Annotated in this window: 8 protein-coding genes; 5 read left to right on the plus strand and 3 right to left on the minus strand. The window is 30.2% G+C overall.

Annotation, left to right across the window (positions count from 1 at the left end):
* Positions 1-79: 79 nt before the first annotated feature.
* The 4 genes from OA93_RS23075 to OA93_RS23090 all read left to right on the plus strand — a co-directional run bounded on the left by OA93_RS23075 (position 80) and on the right by OA93_RS23090 (position 5,543).
* A complete protein-coding gene (locus OA93_RS23075; protein ID WP_039116515.1) occupies positions 80-328 on the plus strand; it encodes a hypothetical protein in 249 nt (82 codons plus the stop codon).
* Positions 329-959: 631 nt separating this feature from the next.
* Positions 960-3,512, plus strand: a complete 2,553-nt coding sequence (locus tag OA93_RS23080) for an Ig-like domain-containing protein (protein ID WP_039116516.1) — start codon at positions 960-962, stop codon at positions 3,510-3,512.
* Between the two features lie 620 nt (positions 3,513-4,132).
* Positions 4,133-4,717, plus strand: coding sequence for a hypothetical protein (locus OA93_RS23085; RefSeq protein WP_052259587.1), 585 nt, complete (start codon positions 4,133-4,135; stop codon positions 4,715-4,717).
* Positions 4,718-4,721: 4 nt separating this feature from the next.
* On the plus strand, positions 4,722-5,543 hold the full coding sequence (locus tag OA93_RS23090) for a hypothetical protein (RefSeq protein ID WP_039116517.1): 822 nt from the start codon (positions 4,722-4,724) through the stop codon (positions 5,541-5,543).
* A 905-nt stretch (positions 5,544-6,448) separates the two neighbouring features.
* Here OA93_RS23090 and OA93_RS23095 read toward each other — a convergent pair.
* Positions 6,449-6,631 (minus strand): hypothetical protein, encoded by a 183-nt coding sequence (locus OA93_RS23095; protein WP_039116518.1) that lies wholly within the window; start codon positions 6,629-6,631, stop codon positions 6,449-6,451.
* A 343-nt stretch (positions 6,632-6,974) separates the two neighbouring features.
* Here OA93_RS23095 and OA93_RS23100 point away from each other — a divergent pair, with 343 nt between their 5' ends.
* The gene (locus OA93_RS23100; RefSeq protein ID WP_082001876.1) at positions 6,975-8,138 is read left to right on the plus strand and encodes an IS3 family transposase; all 1,164 of its coding nucleotides are present in this window, start codon (positions 6,975-6,977) and stop codon (positions 8,136-8,138) included.
* A 632-nt stretch (positions 8,139-8,770) separates the two neighbouring features.
* Here OA93_RS23100 and OA93_RS25220 read toward each other — a convergent pair.
* Both OA93_RS25220 and OA93_RS23105 read right to left on the minus strand, forming a co-directional pair.
* Positions 8,771-8,926: a hypothetical protein gene (locus tag OA93_RS25220; protein ID WP_165572135.1), complete on the minus strand. Its 156-nt coding sequence runs from the start codon at positions 8,924-8,926 to the stop codon at positions 8,771-8,773.
* A 6-nt stretch (positions 8,927-8,932) separates the two neighbouring features.
* Positions 8,933-9,499, minus strand: coding sequence for a zeta toxin family protein (locus OA93_RS23105; protein WP_039116533.1), 567 nt, complete (start codon positions 9,497-9,499; stop codon positions 8,933-8,935).
* Between the last annotated feature and the right edge of the window lie 850 nt (positions 9,500-10,349).

Below are 10,349 nucleotides of genomic sequence, written 5' to 3' on the forward strand. Positions count from 1 at the left end.
CTTTCAGAGTCTTATAAAAACAAATTCATATTGAGAGTTTAAGACAATTTTAAAATTTTAATCTTAAAAAATATGTATTATGAATAATAAAATCCAAAAAAGGTCATTACTATTTTCAAAAATAACAGCTAGAAAAATTAATGACAAAGCATCAAACAAAATAAAGGTTAAGAAAAAGATAAATCAAAAATCTACCAACTCTAACAAGCACTACTGGCACGATTATTATATGATTAGTAGTCATCCGATAAACAATAAGAATGACCTGTTTACTGAATGGGAAAATGATTTATCTTTACTTAGATCTTTTGAAAACACTCTAAATTAAAGTTAAGAATGCAAGTCTAATTTTAAAAAAAACTAACAGAATTCTTCCGTTAGTAAATCTTATAAAAAACCAAGCCTCTACATCAAAAATGCAGAGGCTTGGTTTTATGATTTCTTTTCTCCCCACTTTTTTCATAACCTGTTCATTATAATCTTTTCTATTGCTAAAGATTGCATCTTATCTCTTTTTTATTGCAGCCCCATATTAGATGATTCACAAGTAATTACCTTGCAAAAAAACTTTATCATATTGTTTTTTAAACTTAATTAAGCCTTACTTCGAGTATATTCAAAATAACTTTGTAAACTCTTTTTTTATATAAGATATAACTAAATCTATTACTTATACATTTTGTCATAAGACCATTTAATTAAAAAAAACTTACTAATTTTTTTTTACAAAGTAGTAAGAATGGGTATTACAATCTAATTGGTAATTTTTAGTATTTTATCAGACCAGAACAAAAAACTGAGCTATAATTTCTGCTCTATAAAAATTAGACAGCTCAATATTAGTTTTTAATTACATCTAAATAAAAGATCATTTTAGCAGTACTAAGCTATTTATCTTAAGCTGTATACAACTTAAAAAAAAACATTACTAAAAGACATAATCATTACATAGTTATTATATGAAAACTAAACTTATCATTACGCAAATAGTCGCTCTAGTAGTACTTACATCACTTAATTTATATGGTCAGGGAGCCGCTCCATCTAGTCACTTAAATTATTCTGGAGGAAATACCAATTCTGATATATGGATGAATTCAGTAAATATACCAATTACATCTACTTACACTTACTATTCAGTTATGGGATGGAACGCAGGGCAAGAAGGTGGAGGATACTGTGGAATTCAAGACCATCCTGGTGGGAAAGCATTCATTTTTTCTTTATGGGATCCTTCCAATCATTTGCCAATTGTTGGAGCATATGCTGCTCCAGGCACTAAAATTGAAAACTTTGGAGGAGAAGGAACAGGCCTTAAATCAATGAATTTTGCTTTAGGATGGTTACCAAATACTTGGTATAATTTAGTATCAAGAGTATGGCAATATAATGCTCATACTTTTTTTGGATTCTGGTCACAAGATATGAGTACAGGCACATGGACACATTTAGTAACAATGGATTATCCTGTTGCAAATGTGTCCTTTAAAAGAAATAACGATGCCTTTATAGAAGACTGGATTGGAACAGGTGCAAATGTTAGAAAAGTATTACTTAAAAATGCTTGGCAAAGAACTGCTTCAGGAACTTGGAAACTACAAAAATCAGCTACTTTTAAATCCAATTCTGGCGATTCAATACGAAACGGCATATATAATCAAGCATTTAATTCTGGTACCGAAACTGGTGCTTTTTTTATGCAAATTGGAGGAAACACTGCCCATACCTTTCCAGAAAGGTCAACCAATGTAAGTGTCACGAATTCAGATAAAACGCCTGATTTAACTATTGGTTCAGTTTCTTCATATAACGCAACTTATCAGCCATCAAATAAAACAATCAATATGAATTGGGAAGTTGATCAAACACAAAGTCCCCAATTTTCCTACACCATAGATGTTTTTAATAATTCTTCTTATAAAGGGAATCCAATTTTGACAGCCTCTGATAAAATTCCTCAACAAAGAGCAGCAACCATTAATGCTTCATCTTTGAGCAATGGCGTATACTATACACGACTAGTGATTAAAGACATATTTGATCAGCCAAGTATGCCTGTCTATGCATCTGTAACTAAAATTGCAGCACCAACTATAGCATTAACATCACCTCTAAATAATGCAGTTTTTTCCTCACCTGCAAGCCTCACAATTTCTGCTTTAGCAGAAGATACTTACAATAAAATAGAAAATGTGGAATTTTATAATGGAACTACTTTATTAGGGAGTGACAATACAGCTCCTTATTCATTTACATGGCCAAATGTTAAATTTGGTAGTTATACCATTACAGCAAAAGCAATCAATAATATAGGAGTAACCAGTACTTCCCTACCCGTGACAATCATGGTAAATAGCACCTGTAATACAGAAGGGATTGCATTCGGAACTTCTCCTGCATATCAAAACGGAACTAATACTTACGATAAAGTATTTGATGGAAATACAGACACCTACTTTGATTATGCAAAAAGCGATGGTGGTTATGCTGGTTTAGATTTTGGAGTAAATAAAAAAATATCTGTCAATACAATTAGTTTTTTCCCAAGAAACAATCAGACTGGCCGCATGAAAGGCGGTAAATTTCAAGGTTCTAATACTGCAGATTTTTCTTCAGATGTAGAAGATCTTTATACCGTTACAACTCAACCAACTAATAAAGCATGGCAAACCATCAACATCTCACCTACCAAAGGATATCGTTATGTCCGATACTTGTCACCAAAAGGAGGCAACTGTAACATTGCTGAAGTAAAATTTTGCGGAGAAATTTCATTTTCTAAAACACCGCCAATAGTAAGCATGCTAAATCCCTTGGAGAAAAATACAGTGATAAATGCAGGAGAGGATATCCTATTTAATTTCTCTGTGACTGACCCTGATAGGGCCCTGTCATCAATTACCATTATAGACAATAATAAAATTATTGCCACTATAACACAGGCCCCATATGCATTTATTCTCAATAATTTGACCACCGGAAGTCATAATATAGAAGTAATTACAGCACTCGAAGACAATACTTCATCAATACTTACTATTTTTGAGATAATAGGTCGAAATTGCAATAGTGCACCTTGGAACAATTCTACAAACTATGTATTGGGTGATCAAGTAAACTATCAAAATACTATTTACTGTGCGTTAGCACCAACTACAAGCAAACAACCTAATTTAAATACATTTCTTTGGAATAACATCGGAAACTGTTCTACTTTGTCTATTGATGATTTTAAAGTAACTTCTGAATTCAGTTTATATCCTAACCCATCAGATACATACTTCAATATCAAACTCACTAAATCTGAAGGAAAGAAATTCCACTACAGTCTCATAGACATTACTGGTAAAAAAATTATAGAAAAATCTTTGGGCTATATTGGGGATACGATATTTGAACAGAAAGTGAACGTAGAAAAATTACCTTCAGGAATGTACATACTAATTCTTCATCTTGACGATCAGATAATTCAAAAAAAAGTAATTGTGCAGAGAAAAAACCATTCACATTAAAGAAAAGTTCTTTAAACCATTTTAGAGCAGTTTCGGAATGTTATGAAAGAGTATTTTTATTTTATAAACTCCGCTAGACAAATCATTTCAAGTCTAAGAACGATTAAATTGGCTTCTAAAAAGTAGATTCGCATAATCATCTACCGAAATTAAAGAAGATTTTTTTATAATGTGCAAATAAAGGATTCTATAACTTTAAAAAAATAAAAAGTATCATACTTATACTTGAAAAGCGAAAATGGTTAGAGATCAAACCATCTTCGCTTTTTTTAAATTAAGTAAAAATTTACCAATTAAAATGAATCACGGTCAAGAAATAGTGAACTAATCATTCAAAAACTAAAGTACCTGGTTGAAGTTATAAAGATCAGTCAATTCAATTCTAATACTTTAAACCATCTACAAATTAGTCCTAAATTATCCCTTTAGCTCAACCTTTTTATTAATAAAAATCTTGTTTTTTTATTAATAAAATACTAATTTTATTACCATATTATACTAAAAAACAAGTATTTGACTATTATACAACTAATTTAAAATAGAGGTTAACAAAACTAACTTAAAAAAATAATAAGAATTCAAAATTAAAACGAAGTTTAACAATTTAATAATTTAAAACAATGAAACAGACGTTATTAAAAAATTTAAGCCAAGCAAGAAGTAAAGATGTTTTTACTTCACAAGATTTAAAAGAAGAAATTATTAATTTTTTTTTTCCTGAAAACACCTTTGAACTTACTCAAAATTTATCTAACGTGACTAGCGCTTTCTACGGCTTATTATTAAGAGATATTGGTGTGACTTATGGCAATGACAAAATAGACAATCACTCCAAAAAATTATTCTACGAATTAGGAAAGTTAAAAACGAAGCAGGCGATTGAGATATACCCAAAATTAGAAAAAGACGCAAGAGCATTTGCTCTAGTTGTAATCTTTGCGATATATAACTCTAGTCCAGAATTTAATTTCAGAATAATAGAATTTACACCTGAAAACACTATAATAGAACTAACAGGAGTAGACAGATATTTAAAAGTACTAACCGAACTAGGAATCGAAAAACATGTAACTATTCCAACTTTTTTGCCATTTCTAGAAGGAATTAAAGACATTTTAAACATCGATTGTGAAATAGATTACACTTTCGAAAAAATAGATAAAAAATTTAATATTAAATCTATATATCATATCAAACAACTTTAATAATATGACAACTGAGCCCCAAAAAAAAACAGTAGAGTTAATAGGAGAAACATCTCCGTATTTATTTGATAACGCAAATGAAATTAGTTTTAACGAAAGAAATATTGAATTTCCATTGCACAAATCATTTGAATACTTCGATAAAGAAAATTTTAGCAACCTTATTAAAATTCTCTCAACAGTAGGAAGTCTAAACTTAGCTAATCAATTAAAAGCAAATAAAAAAAATTATTTTCTTGGTGAAAAATTAAGGATTAGAAAGATTTCATATATGCAACCTTCTGGTTTGTTGATTGCCAAAGTAACACCTCAATTGGAGAATGAAAAAAAAGGTAAATCATTAATCGAAATTATGGATGAAAACAATAAAATATTTCAAATGGAAATTGATTATTTTATTATAGATGATATAAACTTTAAGAAAATATTTGAGCCTTATTATCATGCGGAAAAAAACAATGACTTTAACAGTTTATTACCTAACACTCAGTTTGAATGTTTGACCGAGGACGAATTCAATATAACTGTAGATGAATTTACTCGAAGTCATTGTTCAGGGCATTTTGACAATTATAATATTGTACCAGCAGTATTTATGACTAACATTATTCTGAAAAACATTTACAAGATAAATTCTGACAGCAATATAGAATTGGATAATTTGGAAATATTAAGCACAGGAAAAGCTATGCCAGTGAACACCGTTTTTAAAGTCAATATAAAAATATTCCATCTTTCAAAAAAATTAAAATTTTATAAATGTACTGTACAGGACAATAAAAATGATTATGGACATTATTTACTCACATTTAAAAATTTAAGTTAAAACTTAGTATATCTTAATATAATATAAAAGAGACCATCTAAAAAGTAATTTTTAAATGGTCTCTTTTAAAAATTAAATTAGATAAATCTAAAAAAATCAATTTAATTTCACATTGTTTTTAGATTACGTATTTTCTACAATCATCCAAATGCAGAAAGTAAAATTAACTTTTTTACTAGAACTCGATGCTAAGTTAATACATCGACTTAAATTCTCTTAAATTTATAGAACCCACGCCCGTTTTAAGATTTGTCCCCACCTTATCGAATAATGTTAGCCTGCAGTATTTTACTTGGTTCATCCTTAGAACTGAAACTTTTCAGATACATAAATTACACTCATCCTAGTAAGGTGTAATAGTTGAACAATTAAAGCTTTTTTATTACAGAGGTATACAAGAATGGAATAATGTAAAGGAATATTTGATGAATACCTGTCTTATAGCTAAAGATAGTTACAAATCTATCCTCAATTATTTCGAAATCGAATAATGGAAAATGGACAAGAGCAAGAAGTCTTCCTAGAAACTATAGAAATTATGACCTAAATAACAGATACAAAGTAGTTCTTACCGATTATAGGGTCGACTCTCCATATGATAATTATAAAACTCATAAAGTAAAATATGGTAAAGGTTACAAAGGCAAACCACAAAAAACTATTGGTAAAAAACCTGGTAAAGGGAATAACAAAGAACATAAAATTAATGGACACGGAAAAGGACATGGAAAACATTAAATTGCAAACAAAAGGGGGACATGCGGAAGTCCCCCTTTTTGTTTTTTGTATATAAATAAGATATTTAATCAAATAATGTGCTTTTTTGACAGTCACAAAAAATATCAAATTTAATAAACAGGTCCAATTTTTTAGCTTGGTAAGGATTCAATCTTATTAAGAATGGCTTATCTTTTTTTCTGCTGACCAGGTGCATAATTTTTTGCACTCTTGCTTCCGGACATTTTTTTTGCCTGCCCAGGAGGAATCTTGCCAGAATTTGAAGATGAAGTATGAATACTACAACTTGCGACAAATAGGGTGAGTAAAATAATAGTAAAGAAATATTTCAAAAATCCTGTAGCTTTCATAGTTTTTTTCCAAAGTTACATTTTTTACTAGCATTTTATAAAATGTTTAAAAAATAAAAACACAACAAAATCTACCAAAAAAAAGTTACTTGGTACACCAATAAGCCAAGTATAAAGAATTTCGGTTAAATATTATTTATTTGTGTCAACCACTGGGTTAATGTGTTCTTCGAAATATTATTACATTTTATCAAATATCTTTCGTCCTCTTGACATTATAGATAAAAGTTTATTTGTTGTTATCTTGCGTTATTTTGTTCAGATTTTGTACCTCAAAATATTTGGAGTTCATACCTAAAAATGGACACAGAAACACAAGACCTTTGGTTATAAAACAAAATAAATGCAAAAACCAAGGCAGAAGTATACATTAGAATTCAAGCAAAAGGCCGTAGAACTTAGTAAAACATATTACAGTACGATTCGGGCGGCCCTGGAACTGGATACTAGTATGGAGAATATCAGACGATGGAAAGGCCAGCTTGAAGACGGAGTACTTGGCAGCAAGGCAAAACAGATCACACTGAACAAGCTTATGCAAATAAAAAGGCTGAGAAAAGAGCTTGACAAGGTCAAGATGGAAATGGATATTCTCAAGAAAGCCACCCACATTCTATCGAGTGATACACTCACTAAATTTAAATTCATAAAACAGCAAATTTACTTCTATCCAGTTGCAAGTATGTGCACTATACTTGGAGTGAGCAGGAGCGGATATTATTATTGGAATGACAGAAAGCCATCCAAAAGAGCACTGCGTAATCTTGCACTGATTGAGCAGATAAAAATTATCCATTACCGAAATAAGGAAAGATACGGCAGTCCGAGACTAGCGAGAGAACTTGAAACAGTCGGTTTTCATGTATCAGAAAAACTGATCAGGAAACTGATGAAGCAAGCTTCCCTAAAAACCGTATTTAAAAGAAAATTCAAAATAACTACTGATTCGTCACATGCCTACCCGGTTGCAGAAAACAAGCTGGATAGAGAATTTACTGTCAACAGGGAAAATAAGGTATGGGTATCGGACATAACCTATATCAGGACAGCAAAGAGGTGGTTGTACCTGACAACAGTAATTGACCTCTTTGACAGAAAGGTAATAGGCTGGACACTTTCTACTTCTATAACCGCAAGAAATACAAGCACGAGGGCCTTCAGAATGGCTCATGCTAATAGACCTATCACTGACAATTCACCATTAACTTTCCACTCTGATCGTGGAATCCAATATGCTTGTAGGGAATTTGTTAGTGAATTAAGTAAGCACAAATCAGTAACTAGAAGCATGTCAGGAAAGGGAAACTGCTGGGACAACGCTGTAGCAGAAAGTTTCTTCAAGACTTTGAAAATGGAACTAATCTACCAAAACAATTTTGGAAATAAGTATGAAGCTGAACTTGCGATTACTGAGTACATTGAAAATTTTTATAATACCACTAGAAGACATAAGCATTTAGACAACCTAAATATTTTTGAGTATCAAAAATTACAAAGCGGAAATTAAAACAATTATTTTTAAAGAAGAATTAGATTTAAGATATTTTGCTAATTACACTCCAAGAAAGTAACCTTTCAGTAATAACAAAATGTAAATAAAGCTGAAATACAATTAAGCGACAAAAAATGACTACTTAGAGTTTTGTGGCAGAATCGTGGCACAGGCAATTTACAAGAATCAAACATCCAGCAAAAACAAGCGTTACAGAATTAAGGTTCGAATGGTTAAGCGTCCACTAAAAACTCTATATTTAATTAATACCATTTTTACTCAATTGTGTCTGCAGTGTGGACACAATTGAAAACATAAGAAACATGACTGTATGAATAACTATTAATCTATCAAGTTCACTTTAGAATTCCTTTCAGAACATATTCCAATTCCGATATATATGAGCTTTTCACTAAGGAAATTTGGTAAGTATAATCAAATCTTTCAAATTATGTCCGCTGTGCGGACGTAAACTGTGTGAAATGATTTAATGCTTTTAGACCCTCATTATACTAAAAATTATTGAGTCCCAGTAAACACGGCTTGGGCATTACTATCTCCGTCAGAAATTTCATCTTTACTTTTGTTTAAATATCTGCATAAAAAAAGCCCATAGAAATGAGCTTAAAATTTATTTTCAAAAAAAATTACAATGTATTAGGTTTTATTCTGACTATTTTACCATCCTTCATTACTACTAAATCGCTGTTTGTTTTCTTTTTAAATTCAATTAACTTTTCGTAAACTTTATCCATTCCTTCTAGAACTTTCTTCTGAGTCGATGTTGTTTTGTGATTTTCCATTTGTCGTTATTCTTTTAGTTTATCGAACTTAATTTTATTTAAAATCTCAATCGTATTACCTAATGTTTTTTGTGCTATTAATTCTGCCTTTGCATTAGTGTTATCAAATATCATTGCCTCATCAACTATTGGTAAATGTATCTTAAATAAATTTATTAATCCATTGGCATATCGGCGTCTGATAACATCATTTTCAATATTATGACCACCTTCTTGAACTCTTGTTCTTACTCTTTCAATAGCCAGATTAACATCTTGAAGCCAAAAAAACAAAAGTATAACCTTATATCCTTTTTCTTGCGCCAGAATTACTTTTGATTTATAACTTTTTGTGGCTAATGTTGTCTCAAAAGCAAATACTTCATTGTTAGATAATAGCTCATTTATCCTATGTAACATAATTCTGCCAGCTTCAAAAGCAACTTTTTCTGGCTGAAAGGGTGATAGACCTTTCGCAATCTCATCAGCATTTACAAACTCCTTACAATTTAATATTTCTGGAAGTATTGTAAATGAAGCGGTTGTTTTACCTGCTCCACTACACCCTGCTATTATATAAAGATTTTTACTCATTTCAGCAAAGATAAGCAATTTCATATTTAATATAAATAGTTTATATTAATAGTATAAATTATCTATATTAACTATTTATAAAATTTATCTTGGTCAAATGTCACTGTGAATAAATTTCTATTTTGCTCAACTAAATTGCGTCAGCAGTGCAGAAGTAATTAGGAACTTTCATACCAATTTACGGTACAAATAATTACCCCTATCCTATGCAATCTATCATTTATCCGACTGATAGTTTGCTTTAATTTATTTCAATATGGTATCATCTGTATTTATTTTCCAATTTTGCCCTCACAGGGTTGACATAATTGGCTTTCTTATTAGACAAGTTTGTTTTAAATATTGTTTCATTAATATAAAGTTTAAAAAGCTTAAAAATAACAATCTTACTTTTATCGAAAAACATAAGTATCTCAAAATTAAAAAGATGCAAGCATCTCACCTTTATTATTTTATTTTGCAAAGGTCGATTCAAAGTTGAATTATACGATTTACTATTTTTAGGCCCTCATTGTACCTAAAATTCTTGAACTTCAATAAACAAAGGTTTGCTAACTTCTGGCTCCGCAGCTGGCAAAATAATACTACAAACAATAACAAAATGATTAAAAATATTTATAATAACTATTTTAATCATTATCTTATTTACTTTCCTTTCAGTTTTGGTATTTAGACAATTTAGTCCAACAAATTAACATATTAGAAGAATCTAGGTTCAGTCATTCGGTTGGGTTCTGTCGCATCTGTCAGAAACAAATATAAGAATTTAAGTAATTTAAAAGTTAGCCTGCTAATTTACAGAATGATTTAAACATAGTTATCCCTGGACTAACCATCTGATTCTTTCTCA

The sequence above is a fragment of the Flavobacterium sp. KMS genome (genome assembly GCF_000813005.1).
GTDB lineage: Bacteria > Bacteroidota > Bacteroidia > Flavobacteriales > Flavobacteriaceae > Flavobacterium.